The following is a 15,195-nucleotide window of genomic DNA, read 5'->3' as shown; positions in this document are numbered from 1 at the left end:
AGCCTTTTTTTATTGAATGCCTAACGTCTTTTGAGGAAGCACGAAACGATAGACTGGCAGTTCATCACCTGTTTTTGAAGCAATAAACCCTGATGACATATAGCTGTCCTTTGATTCTGGTTCAAGGGCAAGTGAGAGCAAATTGGTTTGCGGCTGTGCCGTGACATATACCTTTGTTCCTTTTGGCAGCTGACGTTTCTTGTCAACGAGTTTTGTTTCAAGCTGAATATCTGTTTTGCTCTTTTCCTCTCGCTTTGTCACCTGATAGGCTTGTACCGGCACTTTCATGCCAGCCGGCAATGTGACACTTTTTAATCCTAATGTTCTGAGTTTCTTTTCTACTCCTTCATGCCCCGGAAGAATGAGATAAGCTGTCGGCCGTTCTCTTGTTAAGACAGGAACAGCATCGCTCGCACTGTGAAAGCGCACAGGAACTTGAGTCGTTTGTCCCTTCTCAATATCAACCATTTCCAGCGAGTCATTGACAGGTGCTTGGAAATCATCTTGAATGACCACTTGATCATCATCATTTGGCTGCAGTCCTTTTTTGACCAGCTTCAGCCGCTCCGTCACCATTTGCTGCTTCACCTGTTTCGCATGTTTCACCGTGGTCTCAATGATTTTTTCATGGGTGGCTACTTGCGCAGCGACGCGGCGGGCAAAATCCTCTCTTCCAATCCCAATCCCTCTGCTTTCTACAAGAAATGACAGGGCTGGCGAAAGTGCAAGGGCATTACGGCCAATTCGCGCATCCGTACCACCTTCATAGATGTCGATCTTTCCATCCTTTCCTCTTGTGTTTGTATAATACAAATCGTTAGAAAATCCTTTATTCGTCAGCGTTTCACGAACTCCGTTAACGTATAACTCATTTGAAGTCAGCCGGATGCTTTCAGGAATGTTTAAATTCTTCCCTGAAAGAATAAGCAAATCATGATATTTGAGAGCGCCTGATGAACCGATATTTTCAAACTGCTTTTGACCCACATCGTATTCATGGGCATCAATAACTACCTCTGGCGCATACCGATTAAATTCTTGATGCAGGGCTGCCAGTTCTGGAGATTCTAATGTCATATGATCACGGTTTCCGTCTAATCCGTTTGCCAGTCTGCGGTCAAACGCATAAGAACCATCAGGATTGATTCTTGGAACAATGATGATATTGACATGATTGAGTATACGCTCTCCTTCTTCACCTGCTAATCGTTTTGCAATGACGAGAGCAGATTCACCGGAGGCTGGTTCATTTCCGTGTATTTGTGCTTGGAGCCAGATGGTTGGCTTTTTTGAAAGTGGAGTAATGGAGCGATCCTTTGTAAAGTACAGGGCCGGAATGGACCTGCCTTCAATGGATGTTCCAATCTGTTTCTGAGTGGCATATGGGCTTTTGCGGACAATGTCTTTTAAGAAAGCTTGAAGCTCTTCTTGTGTCGTAAATGCTTCTCCTTTTTTCTGAAAGGCAGGGGTTTCAAACGTCTCGCCAGGCTTAGGGTATAGCTTTTTCACTGAAGCCGGCTGTTCATAACTCTTTCCATAATAAGGGGTTTCTGCATGAGCTGAAGCTGGGCTCACCATCGACAAACTGCCTGCCAAGAGGCATGCAGCAGCAAAAAGAATCGTGCCTTTTCGTTTGGACATGCTATCCTCTCCCTTCGTTGATTTGCATTATAAAGAAAAAAACAGAAAAAGTGTCAGTATTTTTCAAAAATAAATCTTTTGGAGGAACAGGAAGATCTTTGTCTAGGGCAAATGAATGGAGACTGCACGGCAATATGACCTAAAAAAAGTGCCTGCCCGCAGCAGACACTTTTTTATTTACCAGATGGAAATGGCCCCAATGAGAACCGCCACGACAGTCATAGCGACGACTGCCAGCACAGCCCATTTCATCCCAAATTTCTGATGCTGATCCAGTGATACGCCAACAAGTCCAACAAGTAAATGAGTCGATGGAACAAGTGGACTTAACATATGAATCGGCTGACCAATAATAGAGGCTCTGGCAATCTCAATTTTATCGACACCGTATGCTGCCGCTGTTTCTGATAGGATCGGCAGTACGCCATAAAAGTATGCATCATTCGGCATAAAGAAAGTAAAGATCCCGCTTGTTAATGCGACAATGACTGGAATAAAGCCGCCAAGCTGCTCTGGAATTGCAGATACAATCGAAATCGCCATTTCATCGACCATTTTCGTTCCAGTTAGAATACCTGTAAAAACACCTGCCGCAAAAATCATCGAGGCAATGGCTAAAACGTTTGTTGAGTGAGCGGCAATTCGCTCACGCTGCTGATCTAAGTTCGGATAGTTCACGATAATCGCCACACAGAAAGCAAGAACAAATAGAACAGTTAAGCTGACTTTACCTGATACAAGCAGCAGCACTAATAACAAAGTCAGCGCCAGGTTAAACCACCAAAGCTTCGGCCGTTTGATGTCATCTTGCAGTGCCGCTGCCATTTCATTTGCATGAATCGGCTGGTCAAGTTCAATCACACCAAGGCGTTTTCTTTCGGCTTTTCCAAGAAAATAAGCAACAATAATCATACTGAGAACCCCTGCACCAATGACTGGAATCATCGGTCCAAATAAAAGTGAAGGATCAACGCCAAGTGCACTCGCCGCTCTAGGTGTAGCTCCTCCCCATGGAATTGTATTCATAATTCCCATGCCAACCCCGGCAATACCCGCTAAAATAATTGGACGGATGCCAAGCAGCGTAAATAGTGGAAGCATCGCTGTTGTTGTAATCATATACGTTGTTGTTCCATCACCATCAAGTGCAACAAGCATCGTCAGGACAGCTGTTCCGACCACGATTTTTAATGGATCGCCTTTAACGATTTTTAAAATTTTCGCCACCATTGGATCAAATAAGCCCGCATCAATCATAATGCCAAAGTACAAAATCGCAAACATGATCATGACCGCTGTTGGTGCGACTTGCTGCACGCCTTTGACAATCATGTCTGAAATTTCAGTAAAATGAAAACCTGCAATAAGAGCAAATGCAATCGGTGTTAACACCAATGCCGTTAAAACAGACATACGTTTCGTCATAATCAAAACCATAAATACAATCATCATAAGAAATCCTAAGATTGCTAACATATTGTTCACCCCTTATGTTGTATACGCTTTCATTAATGTGTTGGTATCCCATTTCCAACCCTTTTTGTCATCATATCTGAGGTGAGAATTGAAGTAAATATTATGAATTTTAATTCTTTTTCGGTCGATAAATGCTTTTTGTTCATTTTGTTCAAACATTGAGCTTTTTGATTCCATGAAAAAAACAAAGGGTTTATTTTAGCCCTTTGTCTTCTTTTCAGCGTGATAGAAAACCTTTGAAGTCTAGGAAAGACGAGTACTGGAGCGGAGCGAATATGAGATTCGTGAGCACCGCACGCAGGAATGCGGGCGAATGCAAGGGTTTGTCTACACGCTGGAAGCGGTCTCACTCGACCGCTTGTTCTCCTTGTATCAATTGCTCATATTGCCTTAATTGATTTTCCATAAAGATCTTTGCCTCTTTGCTGTTCATATAACGACTTGTCCAGCCCTTTTGCTTTAATCGCTTTTTCCAGGACTTCGTTTTCGTCATTTTTTGAAGAAGCTGATCCCATTCACGAATGTCATGCTGACTCATTTGTTTAGGACCCATCACACCGCGCCAATGGGAAAAGATGAGCGGAATGCCCTGCTCTTTCCATGTCGGCACATCTTCAAATCCATCTAAGCGCTGGCTGGTTGTCGTCGCTACGAGCTTCAGCCTCTTTTTTTCATAATCATGACGAACCTCTGTAATGGTAGTCGTTGCTGCATCCACCTCATGGTCAATGAGTGCCTGAAATAAATCATCTGCACTGTCAAATTTCAAAAATTGAATGCGATAGGGATCAATCCCTGCCATTTCTGCTGCCCGGGCGAAGGAGATTTGATCATCATTTCCAAAGTCAGGGGCAAACCCAATTTTTAAGGAATCTGGTTTTTTCTTGAGGGCGTGTAACAGCTCCTTCCCATTTGCAAAAGGAGAATCCATCGGGACTGCGACGACCTGCCACTCTTCTGCAAGGATTGCCAGCGGTGTCACATCATTCATCGTCACGTTACTGCTGCCAAGTAAATTACGGCTTAACAATAAACTTGAATTTAAACTGATATAGTTGGCTTCCCGCTCCATCATGTATGTCCATCCTTTATCCACCGTTCCGCCTCTTTGATAAAGAATGTTCACAGGCCGGTTCACCAGCTTCTCTTGTTCAAGCACTGATTTCATCACCTGAGCCGTTTGGTCAAATCCCCCCTCTGGTACACCCGACACCACAATATATAAGGAGCTTTGCTGCAGGAAAGAGTCTCCGGCTTTTTTTTCATTAAAGGTGAGTGTCATACAAAGGCAGAGCACGATCACAAAAAGTATTCCTTTTTTCATCTTTTAAGACTCCGCTTGTTTGGCAGGGTAATATTTACGTTCAGGTCTGCCAATAATTCCGTATGCAAGCTCTGCCCGGCATTCCCCTGTTGTCACGAGATACTCTACATACCGTCTCGCAGTTGTACGTGATGCGCCCATCTTTTCCCCGAGTTCTTCTGCTGTAATTCCGCTATTCTCTGATGCCATCAATGTTTTCACTTTATCCAAGGTCAGTGAATTGATGCCTGTGGGGAGATCTCTGTCATCCCTTTGTTTTGGCTCTTCCTGCATCTGTCCAAAAAACAGATCGATCATCGTTTGATTGACTTCATCCTTTGAATTGATGATGTCTTTCTTCTCTTTATATTCGGTTAAAACTTGTGCAAACTTTTGTGCGGTCACCGGTTTGATTAAATAATGAACCACTCCGTAATGAAGCGCATCTCTTAAAAGCGTCGTTTCCGTTGCAGCCGTGATAATGATCACATCTACTTCAGGACAGCGTTCTCTTAAAAGCGGCAGCAGGTTTGTGCCGAGCTCATCAGGCATATACACATCAAGCAAAATGAGATCCACTTGTTCCCTTTGGAGCGCCTCCCACATATCTTTTGCACTCTTTGCCTTTCCAGCGACCTTAAATCCTTCTATCTTTTGTATATAAGATTCATGAATGGCAGCGATTCGAAAATCATCCTCCGCAATGAGTACCTTAATCACCATCTATTCCCCCTTTGTGCCTTTCGGTATGTATACAGTGAAGATGGCACCGCCTTCTTTTTGGTTCGCAACTTCAATCCAGCCCCCAAGCTCGTCCAATACTTCTTTCACATTCGCAAGCCCATAGCCTCGTCCTTCTCCCTTTGACGAATGGCCTCTTGTGAAAATCTGTGACAGTTCTTCTTCATTCACCCCATCACCTGAATCTGACACTTCTATGATAATATCAAACCCAATATCTGTGATGAACAGGTCAACCTCACGCTTCTCCTTATTTAATACAGCTTCAAAAGCATTGTCTACGAGATTGCCAATGATGGTGATAAAGTGAGATAAACTTAAATGAGCTGGGAGCGGCTCAAGTGAGCTATTTTCATCAATGTGGAAATGGACTTTCTTCTCAGATGCTTTCCCTAACTTGCCAAGTAAGATGGCTTGTATTTTAGGAGACCGAATCTGCTTCATGAGTAAATCGTGCTGACGGTTTTGCAGATGATATTCTTCTTTAATTAAGTCGATGGCTTCATCGACTTGCTTCAGCTCAAGCAGGCCTAAAATGGCGTACAGCTTATTTGAGAATTCGTGCGTTTGGGCCCTTAGGTCTTCTGAATATTGGCTGACCTCTGTTAATGTATCCAGCAGCTTCGTCAGCTCTGTTTTCTCTCTGAAGCTCACAATCCCTCCGAATACTCGATGATCCTGCATTACTTTTTTCACATTTAAGACATAGGTTTTATCATTGACGACGGTTTCGATGTTAGGTTCAATCGTCTCTGCCTTTAAATATAGAAGAAGTTTGGCATTTGGCAAGACTTGATCAATATGAAGAGGCAGCTTTGATGAGACGCGCAGCATGTGCTCAGCTGATGTATTCATCATCGTAATCGCGCCTTTCTGGTCAAACGCAATGATCCCTTCTTTTATAGCGAGCAGCATCGCTTCTCTTTCTCGATACAACGAAGCAATTTCATGCGGCTCAAGCCCTAATGTATCTTTGCGAATACTCTTCGTTAAAAAAATCGCACCGAATATGCCAGGCAAAAGCACGAGAAGGGCAATATAGCTAAGCTTCAATAGCTGATGAGCTGTCGCTTGATCAATTTCCTTTTTTAAAAATTCGACGGTGACTGTGCCGATAATTTCTTCATGCCCCTCTGTTTCTTTCATAATGGGTGCACTGCCTCTGACAACGGTTTCACCATTAGAATCATCAGTTGATATGGAGGTTCCTCCAAATAAGAGAGTACTTCTTCCTTCCGAAACACTGATGGTTTTTCCTACGTCCTCATGATTCGTATGAACAAGGACCTTTCCTTTTCGATTGGTAATGAAGATGGCATGAGCTCTTACTTGCTCCTTCATTTGCTCAAGCACTGCCTGTTCTTCATTTTGGGACGCTGATAGAGCCACCGATGCTTTAATGGGCGGCATATATGATATCGTTCTAGCGGTCTGCACCGCCAGCTGTTCAGCTTGTGCCTGCCTTTCTGATGTCTGCAGAAAACCAAAACAAATGGTTAATAATGCAATGACAACAAGCAAAAGCCCGATAATTAACCCCAAAATTTTCGTTTGTAAAGTGACTTTCCTTTTGCCCATTCTCACCGCTACAACCCCTAATTCAGTAGATTCACCGAATAGACTCTAAGAAAATGATATCATTTTTTCTTACTAAGTTAAGAGAAAATTCTTTCAAACAAAAAAGACGACTCAAAATCGAGTCGTCCCTGTATGCCTATTACGTGATCGATAAACCAGCACTCGCATAGCCTGCTACGGTATTCACTAAGGATAGACCTGTAGCTGATGCGGAGAATACAACAAGCAATCGTGTTTCAGGTGTGACTGGTACATTTAGACCAGTCGCAATACCGTTTGAAATAGCACCCAGTGTTAAAACTCCAGTTAAAGCTGGGGCTAATGTGACACTCGCTACTTGTGTGAAGCTGTTATTTGGTGTCGGTGAAGCGAATAGACTAGCCGTTACGGTAACACTCGTGCCAACTAAAGAAAGAGCTGCTGTTGTGCTGAAATAGCCGGCAAATGACGTGATTGTTCCAGCTCTTGGAACTGAGAACGCCATGTTGAGTAATGTACCCGCAGCGCCTGTTAAATCAATGATTCCGCCTACAATACTGACACCTGTCGCTGAGTTACCAAATCCGATCAAACTGGATGTTCCAACGAGTCCGCCTGCAATTGTTGTCAAGACGGCAGGTGTACCTGAAGCAAACGGAATGATCGCACTCGATCCTGTCACACCTGTTGGACCTGTTGCTCCGGTCGCTCCGGTACCTGTGACGCCGGTGGCTCCGGTTACTCCTGTGGCACCTGTTAAACCTGTGGCACCAGTGGCTCCGGTTACTCCCGTTGCTCCTGTTGCTCCGGTTACCCCAGTTGCACCTGTTAAACCCGTGGCGCCAGTGGCTCCGGTTGCTCCTGTTACTCCTGTGACGCCGGTGGCTCCGGTCGCTCCTGTACCCGTGACTCCCGTTGCTCCTGTATCACCCGTAACACCAGTGGCTCCGGTTACTCCCGTTGCTCCTGTTGCTCCGGTTACCCCAGTTGCACCTGTTAAACCCGTGGCGCCAGTGGCTCCGGTCGCTCCTGTTATTCCTGTGACGCCGGTGGCTCCGGTCGCTCCTGTACCCGTGACTCCCGTTGCTCCTGTATCACCCGTAACACCAGTGGCTCCGGTTACTCCCGTTGCTCCCGTTGCTCCTGTTGCTCCGGTTACCCCAGTTGCACCTGTTAAACCCGTGGCGCCAGTGGCTCCGGTCGCTCCTGTTACTCCTGTGACGCCGGTGGCTCCGGTCGCTCCTGTACCCGTGACTCCCGTTGCTCCTGTATCACCCGTTACCCCAGTTGCTCCGGTTACTCCTGTTGCTCCCGTTGCTCCTGTATCACCTGTTACCCCAGTTGCCCCGGTTACTCCTGTTGCTCCGGTAATACCTGCGGCGGCCAATAACGTATAGTCTGGGGACGTATCTGGTGTACCTGTTGGTGGTGTTGTATTCACAACATAGGTTCCACCTTCATATGTCACCACTTGACCTACTGGATAGGTTGGGGCTGTAGCTGGGTCAAACGCCAGGATGCCAGTTAATCCTACACCCGTTACTCCGGTGGCTCCAGTTGCTCCCGTTGCTCCCGTTGCTCCCGTTGCTCCCGTTGCTCCAGTAACACCTGTGACGCCGGTCGCTCCTGTATCTCCTGTGGCTCCGGTCACTCCTGTACCCGTGACTCCCGTTGCTCCTGTATCACCCGTTACACCAGTTGCTCCTGTGACGCCGGTGGCTCCGGTAACACCTGCGGCTGCTAATAACGTATAGTCTGGAGAAGTATCCGGTGTGCCTGTTGGCGGTGCTGTATTGACCAGATATGTTCCGCCTTCATATGTCACCACTTGACCTACTGGATAGGTTGGCGCTACTGCTGGATCAAACGCTGCGACTCCGGATAAACCGACTCCAGTCGCTCCAGTCACTCCTGTTGCCCCGGTTTCACCAGTTACCCCTGTTGCACCTGTTGGTCCTGTGACGCCGGTGGCACCAGTTTCTCCTGTCGCTCCTGTGACCCCTGTTGCACCTGTTTCACCGGTGGCTCCCGTACCAGTAGCTCCCGTTGGACCAATTTCCCCCGTCGCTCCCGTAACACCAGTGGCACCGGTTGGACCAATTTCTCCTGTTGCTCCTGTGACGCCAGTGACTCCGGTTGGACCAACCTCTCCCGTTGGTCCTGTCACTCCTGTTGCGCCGGTGGAACCCGTGACTCCTGTACCGGTTGCTCCTGTAACGCCAGTCGCTCCTGCAGCGGCCAATAACGTATAATCTGGTGACGTATCTGGTGTGCCTGTTGGTGGCGCCGTGTTAACAAGGTAGGTTCCTCCTTCATATGTCACCACTTGACCTACTGGATAAGTTGGCGCTACTGCTGGATCAAACGCTGCGACTCCGGATAAACCGACTCCAGTCGCTCCGGTCACTCCTGTTGCCCCTGTTTCACCAGTTACCCCAGTTAAACCTGTTGGTCCTGTGACGCCGGTTGCTCCTGTTTCACCTGTTGCACCGGTTGCTCCTGTACCAGTGGCGCCGGTTGGACCAATTTCCCCCGTTGCTCCTGTGACGCCAGTCGCTCCCGTTTCACCTGTGGCTCCGGTTGCTCCTGTGCCGGTGGCGCCGGTTGGACCAATTTCCCCCGTTGCTCCTGTGACGCCAGTCGCTCCCGTTTCACCTGTGGCTCCGGTTGCTCCTGTTCCAGTGGCGCCGGTTGGACCAATTTCCCCCGTTGCTCCTGTGACGCCGGTCGCTCCCGTTTCACCTGTTGCACCGGTTGCTCCTGTGCCGGTGGCGCCCGTAACTCCTGTCGCTCCTGCAGCAGCTAAAAGCGTATAATCTGGGGAAGTATCGGGTGTACCTGTTGGCGATGCTGTGTTTACAAGATACGTCTCGCCTTCATATGTCACCACTTGACCTACTGGATACCCTGGTGCCGCTGCCGCATCAAACGGAACAACTCCAGTTAGACCTACACCGGTAGCGCCGGTTGCCCCAGTCGGACCGGGATCTCCCGTAACACCTGTTGGTCCTGTACCTGTTGCTCCTGCAGCAGCTAAAAGCGTATAGTCCGGTGATGTATCAGGCGTCCCTAATGGCGGTGCTGAATTGACCACATACGTACTGCCATCGTATGTCACCACTTGCCCTACTGGGTAGGCTGGTGCTACTGCTGGATCAAATGCCAGAATGCCTGTTAAACCTACACCTGTTGGACCGATTGGACCTGCTGGACCTGCTGGGCCCGCTGGACCTGCTGGACCTGCTGCACCCGCCGGACCTGCTGGGCCTCTTCTTCCTCTCCCGCCTGGCGGACCTTGAATCACACAAACACAAGGATCTTTTCCGCAGCAAGGATTTTTCACTGGTTTTCCTGGCTTCCCTGATCTTCCTTTCTTACAACTATCACATTCCCAGCCATCATCCTTATACGCATCATACCAGCTTCCTTTTTGGTAGTGGTCTGTCGAATGAGTTGGATATGTCTTTCCGCATTGTCTACATCTTCTCATAGAATCACCCCCATCCATCGTATTCATCATGATTTAGAAAGGTGTATGTACACTTTTATTTTTTTATTAATCAAAAGACCTTGCACTTCATATACAAGGTCTTTCTTTCATTAAAGTCTCATCGTCATTTTTAAATCTTTTCCTACCATACTATAATCCATATCTTTTGGACGGATGGCTTCTTTTAATGTTTTCGTACCTTCTCCTTCAAAGAAAGTAGGTGCATCTTTCCCTCCAATTAATAATGGTGCCATATAAATAATGACTTCGTTCACAAGTGATGCTTCTAAAAAGGATGCACTCACACTTCCTCCCGCCTCCACAAGTACCGACATGACAGAACGCTTCTTCAGCATGCGTAACACATCATGGATGTCTGTCCGATTTTCTCCGCTTGTGATAAAGACCTGATGTCCTTTTTGCACCAGTTGATGGTATTTTTTTTGATCGTACTTGTTTGAGGTACAAATAATGGTTTCTGCCATATGATCGTTTAAACATTTCGCATGAAGCGGAATCCTTAAGGTGGAATCTAAAATGACACGAATGGGCTGTGTCACGAATGAATCTTTTACAATAAGACCTGCATCATCTTGAATAATGGTTTCGACGCCTGTTATCACAGCATCTGCTTCTTGACGTAATTGCTGCACTTCATTCCTCGCTTCTGTTCCCGTAATCCATTTGCTTTCTTGATGAGCTGTTGCAATTTTTCCGTCTAACGAAATGGCTGTTTTTAATATGACATATGGAAGATCTGATTGTATGGAATGAAAAAAAGGAAGATTTAAGCTGTCCGCTTCCCGTTTACATATCCCTTCTTCTACTTCTATCCCTGCTTGTTTCAACATCGTGACCCCTTTACCTGCTACAAGTGGATTTGGGTCATGAGTGGCAATGACCACACGTTTCACCCCGCTCTTTATAATGGCTTCTGAGCAAGGACCTGTTTTTCCATGATGCGAACAAGGTTCGAGCGTCACATATAGATGAGCTCCCTTCGCCTTTTCTCCTGCCATTTGCAGCGCATGAATTTCAGCATGCGGTTCGCCCGCCTTCATGTGAGCACCAATTCCGACGATCTCACCTTTTTTGACTACTACTGCCCCGACAAGCGGATTTGGTGAGGTTTGTCCTTTCATGACTTTTGCGTTGGCAATCGCTAGCTTCATATAAAAAACATCGTCTTTCATGTAAGTCTCCTTTCCTCTCTTTCAAGGGAAAGAACTCCTTCAGGAAATGAAGGAGTTCTATTCTCATGTGCTATATTTTTTCCATCCGTTTCTTTTCAGATCGATCATAGTAAGGCAAGGAATAAAAAAGTTTATAAGATGCTCGTTGTTTACAAAAACAGCATTTGCGACATTCATATTTATTAATGAGGAGCACATGCGGACAATTGAGTACAGACAGACCTTTTTTCATATGTTCCTTGCAAACACTTATCATGAGAATCCCCCGCTTACATTCTTTTTCTTAATGAGAGATTACTTCTTTCGGAAATTGTTCGAATAAGCGTAGTACTTCGGTATGCGTCCCATCTTCTCGAACGTGATAAATCCCGCCGTCGTATGAGCTTGCGTATACATCATTGCCTAATTGTCTGATGGCACTAATCCCATTTTTGGCAATTCTAATTGGGCCGGTGTTGACATCCAGCTCTGGATTCCACACTACGATATAGCCCCAATAATCGCCGCTTACAATATAGCCAGAGTCTGTGACTGTGACCGATTTAATCGAATACTGGTGTTCGTTATGCTGGTCTAAAATTCTTCCAGTATGCAAATCAAACAATCTCACATTCTTGTCACGGCTGACAATGGCGATACGATCTCGTTTACTATCAATAAAGACATCATTTAACAGCTCTGTCGCACCGATGTATTCCGCTTTTAAGGATAAACTCTTTTTATCTAAAAGACAGATGGTTCCTTCAACCGCTGCTGTGATGATATGATCTCCTTCTACCTTTAATGCTTTGACCGCACAATCGTGTGCTTTGGAACGGCCGATTTCCTTTAAGTGTTCTGTTGAAATGACATGGACATAACCGCCGTAAGTTCCAATATAAAATTGACGATCCTCCTCGTGGAAATACACGCTGTTGACCGGACCTGTGTTGAGATCAAACGAAACCATTTGCTGTAATGATTCATGAACAATATGCACCTGACTTGCATGGTCTCCCCACGCATAATAGCTTCCATCCCGTGCAACAGCTACTCCATTCGTTAAAACGCCCGTTGATTTAGCAATTTCCATTCCATTTTTTCTGAATTTTCCATCATCTGATGCGGTAATAATATCACCTGCATCAGTCAGCGCAATGTCATTGATAGATGGTGTCGCCATTTCGATCTCATCTGATATGACTTTGCCCTTTTCAATCGACCATTCACAATATGTTTTTCCAAAGCTGGCTCCTAGTATTGACTTCTCATCCTCTGTCCAGACAAGCGAGCGCTCCCACTGATATTTATGAGGCAGCAGCGTATCGACTAAATCACCGGTTTCATAATTCCACAGCTTAATTAAATGGTCGTAGCCTGCTGTCAGCAAGTAATTGCCGCTTGGAGAAAAATTCACGCGCTTGACACCCTGTAAATGGGCTTTGATGATTTTCTTCTCCTGTAAAGTCGCCGCATCGTAAATAATAACGGTGCCATCATCTCTGCCAAGTGCGAATACTTCTTTTTGATTGCTGCCGCTGATCGTATCCAGTTCATAATCAAACGGGCCGATTTCCCCTACAATTTCTCCGGTCTCATACAGCCATACAAGGACGTATCCATCATCACCTGTTGTGTAAGCTTTATCACCATGTATCCATACAGCTAATACATCTTTGCTATGGCCATGGAATTCTCTTAAAATAGCACCCGTTTCGATATCCCAGACTAAGCATCTTCTATCTCTGGATACCGATACAAGCAAAGTATCCTGTTTCGCAAAAGCGACGGCTTCTACATCATCCGCATGACCAAACAACGTGCGGATTCGTGTATTTGTGCCTGTATCATATAATTGAATGGTATAGTCTGACGATGCACTTGCTAAATACTTTCCGTTTTCAGAAAGAGATATTGAGTTAATGATATGCTCGTGACTGCCAATAAACGTTCCTTCTCCCGTCCCCCGGTTCCACTGATAAATACAGCGGTCATAGCCGCCAGTATAAACGATTTGGTCGTGCTGAGTTGATAAAACAGATGTAATTGGTCCTCTATGCATAGTTTTACACTCCCACCTTTATATGTTGTTTTTGACGAGTCACTAAACGAAAACCAGTAAATCGAAAAACGGGATCTGGGTGCTTCCCGTGTCTTCTTGCGACTCTGCATAAATCTCCACCTCTTGCGAAGGAGCCGCCTTTTAAAATGTAGTAGTCACTTCCGAGTGTTTCCGTTAAATCATCGACGACCTCGATGCCGCCTTCATATACGTGATATTTGGTGTTGACCCATTCCTCGACGTTGCCCCCCATATCATAAAGACCAAATAAGGATCTGCCCTTTTCGTAATGACGGACAGGCGTCGTTTTTTCAATATTTGATTCGTGTGTATTGCAGTAAGAAGGATCAAACTCATCTCCCCACGGGTATTGATTTCTCGTGTTTCCCCGGGCAGCATACTCCCATTCTTCTTCCGTAGGAATCGACACATCCATCCCCAGTTTCCCGCTCAGCCACTGACAGAACGAGAAGGCTTCCTCAATGTCCATGCCCCAAGCTGGATGATCTTTTCCCCCGCCAAGCTCTTCATTCGTTAAACTCTCCGGGTATGTCTGGCCTGTTTCATCACAATAGCTTTGATACAGTTCATTGCTGACGACCGTATCTGAGATAAAAAATTCGTTGATATACGACTGATAGGATGGAAATTCTTTGTACAGCCATTTTTGAAATTTTTTCTCACGGCCGTAGGTTGGATTGAGCAGCTTGTCCTTCCAGTATTCTGATGCCTTTTTCATATCTTCTTCATTACTTCCAATCGTTGCATAGCCGCTTGGAATTTGAATCCAATTGATATCAGGTTTCACGCTTTTCTCCCGCCTTCTTTCAATAAACTCGTCTATTGATTAATTAATTTCTTCTCATCGACCATATGTCCTGAGGCCGCTTTTGCCTTTAAATAGGCTTCATTGTAGAGAGAGGCTTCGACCGTATGATCAAACCGCAAAACAGGAAGACCGTAAGCTGCAATAGAATCGACTTTATCTGGATTGTTCGTTAGTAAATGCAATGGTTTCCCTTTGTTTAAATAGTGCAGAACTGCTGCTGCTTCCTCGTAATGCCGATCATCATCCCCGCAGCCGATCAGACGGTTGGCTTCAAAAGTATCCAGCTGCATTTCCTGTAATTTATACGTCAATGCTTTTGCCATCAGCCCAATAGACCGCCCTTCTTGATTGGCCATATACACAAGCATGCCTTTTCCGTAATCGGTGATTTTCTTCAGTGATAATGCAAGCTGTGGACCACAGTCACATTTCAGTGACCCAAACACATCACCTGTTTGGCAGACACTATGGATTCGCACAAGCGGCGGCCGTTCATTTTCAAAGTCGCCAAATAAGAGACAAGAGGAAAAGGTTTGCTGCGCGGTACTCATTTGGACAATCGATTCGATCGTTGGTTTTGTATCCCGTTCAACAGGTGCGAAGGCATACCACTTAAATGGCACTTCTTCATGTTGAATGGAAATTGGCAAATTCACAGGCCCCACGAGCAAATAGTGTTTTTCTTGAAAGGTAAAATGATGAATCATTGATTGTAATTCATCTACAAACTTGTTCATTTGTCTCCCCCCTATTCATCACTGCACCCATAGCGCAGTGATGGAGTGATGAATATGTGTACGCACTCCCTCTGCCTGTGTGCTCCCGCAGAAGGAAATGAATGTGCAGTGTCTCTCATCGCTTTAGACCTTGTCCATTTCCAGTACAAAGGAGCAGAAATCTTGGTTCATATGCTTTTCTGTCAGA

At 45.7% G+C, this 15,195-nt stretch carries 10 protein-coding genes; all 10 read right to left on the bottom strand.

The window, feature by feature from the left end; all coding sequences use genetic code 11:
* Positions 1-9 precede the first annotated feature (9 nt).
* A complete protein-coding gene (locus MHI46_RS03780) occupies positions 10-1,641 on the bottom strand; it encodes a M14 family metallocarboxypeptidase (RefSeq protein WP_024424605.1) in 1,632 nt (543 codons plus the stop codon).
* Positions 1,642-1,818: 177 nt separating this feature from the next.
* Entirely contained in the window at positions 1,819-3,117 is a 1,299-nt protein-coding gene (locus MHI46_RS03775) for a citrate:proton symporter (RefSeq protein WP_024426631.1), read from the bottom strand.
* Positions 3,118-3,463: 346 nt separating this feature from the next.
* Positions 3,464-4,441, bottom strand: a complete 978-nt coding sequence (locus MHI46_RS03770) for a tripartite tricarboxylate transporter substrate-binding protein (protein ID WP_342503118.1) — start codon at positions 4,439-4,441, stop codon at positions 3,464-3,466.
* 3 nt (positions 4,442-4,444) lie between these two features.
* The gene (locus tag MHI46_RS03765) at positions 4,445-5,140 is read right to left on the bottom strand and encodes a response regulator (protein WP_025092679.1); all 696 of its coding nucleotides are present in this window, start codon (positions 5,138-5,140) and stop codon (positions 4,445-4,447) included.
* A gap of 3 nt (positions 5,141-5,143) precedes the next feature.
* Entirely contained in the window at positions 5,144-6,739 is a 1,596-nt protein-coding gene (locus MHI46_RS03760; protein ID WP_044335448.1) for a sensor histidine kinase, read from the bottom strand.
* A 139-nt stretch (positions 6,740-6,878) separates the two neighbouring features.
* Positions 6,879-10,208, bottom strand: a complete 3,330-nt coding sequence (locus MHI46_RS03755; protein WP_342503117.1) for an exosporium glycoprotein BclB-related protein — start codon at positions 10,206-10,208, stop codon at positions 6,879-6,881.
* 110 nt (positions 10,209-10,318) lie between these two features.
* On the bottom strand, positions 10,319-11,401 hold the full coding sequence (gene ribD / locus MHI46_RS03750; RefSeq protein ID WP_106025860.1) for a bifunctional diaminohydroxyphosphoribosylaminopyrimidine deaminase/5-amino-6-(5-phosphoribosylamino)uracil reductase RibD: 1,083 nt from the start codon (positions 11,399-11,401) through the stop codon (positions 10,319-10,321).
* A gap of 283 nt (positions 11,402-11,684) precedes the next feature.
* Positions 11,685-13,442, bottom strand: coding sequence for a WD40 repeat domain-containing protein (locus tag MHI46_RS03745; RefSeq protein ID WP_106025859.1), 1,758 nt, complete (start codon positions 13,440-13,442; stop codon positions 11,685-11,687).
* Positions 13,443-13,446: 4 nt separating this feature from the next.
* Positions 13,447-14,250 (bottom strand): SUMF1/EgtB/PvdO family nonheme iron enzyme, encoded by an 804-nt coding sequence (locus tag MHI46_RS03740; protein ID WP_059376784.1) that lies wholly within the window; start codon positions 14,248-14,250, stop codon positions 13,447-13,449.
* A 32-nt stretch (positions 14,251-14,282) separates the two neighbouring features.
* A complete protein-coding gene (locus MHI46_RS03735; RefSeq protein WP_034282729.1) occupies positions 14,283-15,008 on the bottom strand; it encodes a GTP cyclohydrolase II in 726 nt (241 codons plus the stop codon).
* Positions 15,009-15,195: the final 187 nt, after the last annotated feature.

Origin of the sequence: Bacillus sp. FSL K6-1000, from assembly GCF_038630785.1 — a bacterium.
In the GTDB taxonomy this organism is placed as follows: domain Bacteria; phylum Bacillota; class Bacilli; order Bacillales; family Bacillaceae; genus Bacillus; species Bacillus safensis.
Note: the sequence above shows the minus strand (reverse complement) of the source record. Positions and strands in the feature narration are given on the sequence as shown.